The organism is Paenibacillus sp. OT2-17 (assembly GCF_009827695.1).
In the GTDB taxonomy this organism is placed as follows: Bacteria; Bacillota; Bacilli; order Paenibacillales; family Paenibacillaceae; genus Paenibacillus; species Paenibacillus polymyxa_B.
This window is the reverse complement of the sequence record NZ_WUDQ01000888.1, coordinates 1-989: the sequence shown is the minus strand read 5'-3', so window position 1 is coordinate 989 and position 989 is coordinate 1. Positions and strand designations below refer to the sequence as shown.

The 989-nt window shown below is 47.3% G+C and carries 1 pseudogene; it reads right to left on the bottom strand.

What is annotated here, in order from left to right:
• Window positions 1-48: 48 nt before the first annotated feature.
• Window positions 49-989 (bottom strand): annotated as a pseudogene (locus tag GRP75_RS27935) (alpha-ketoacid dehydrogenase subunit beta); the annotation flags it as partial.

Below are 989 nucleotides of genomic sequence, written 5' to 3'. Positions count from 1 at the left end.
GCTGCCCCAGCTATACTTTTGGAATGCTTTCGTCCAATCTGCCTTTTATTAATACATTGCAAGACGGCGCATGGCTTCCTTAACTTTATCCTTGTTTAACATATAAAACTTCTCCATCGGTGGACTGATCGGCATGGCTGGTACATCAGGAGCACATAGACGCTCAATCGGCGCATCCAGCTCAAACAGACACTCCTCATTAATAATTGCCGATACCTCGGCACCGATGCCGCCCGTTTTGTTGTCCTCATGCACGATTAATACCTTACCTGTATGTCGTGCAGCCTCAATAATGGCTTCGCGGTCCAGCGGTTGGAGTGTGCGCAAATCCACAACATGTGCGGTAATGCCCTCTTCCTTCTCCAATTCCTCAGCAGCCTGCATGACAAAATGCAAAGGCTGGCTATATCCGATGACCGTAATATCGTCACCCTCACGTAATAGATTAGCCTTGCCAATCGGAACGATATAATCATCCTCAGGCACTTCACCCTTGATCAGCTTGTAGGATTTTTTATTTTCAAAAAACAGCACTGGATCAGGGTCACGAATGGCTGCTTTCAGCAATCCTTTTGCGTCATAAGGTGTAAATGGAGCAACAATTTTCAAACCCGGCGTACCAAAAAAGATAGATTCTGGACACTGAGAGTGATACAAACCACCAAAGATACCACCACCGATTGGCGCGCGGATTACCACAGGACAGTTCCAATCGTTGTTAGAGCGGTAACGGATTTTAGCTGCTTCACTAATAATCTGATTCGTCGCCGGAAGCATGAAGTCCGAATATTGCATTTCGGCAATCGGCTTCATTCCGTACATGGCTGCACCAATCGCAACCCCGGCAATAGCCGACTCAGCTAATGGTGTATCCATGACACGTTGCTCACCGAATTGGTCCATAAGCCCCTTTGTCGTTGTAAAGACGCCACCCTTACCCCGACATCCCCACCTAATACAAAAACCGTTTCATCCTGCTCCATCTCTTC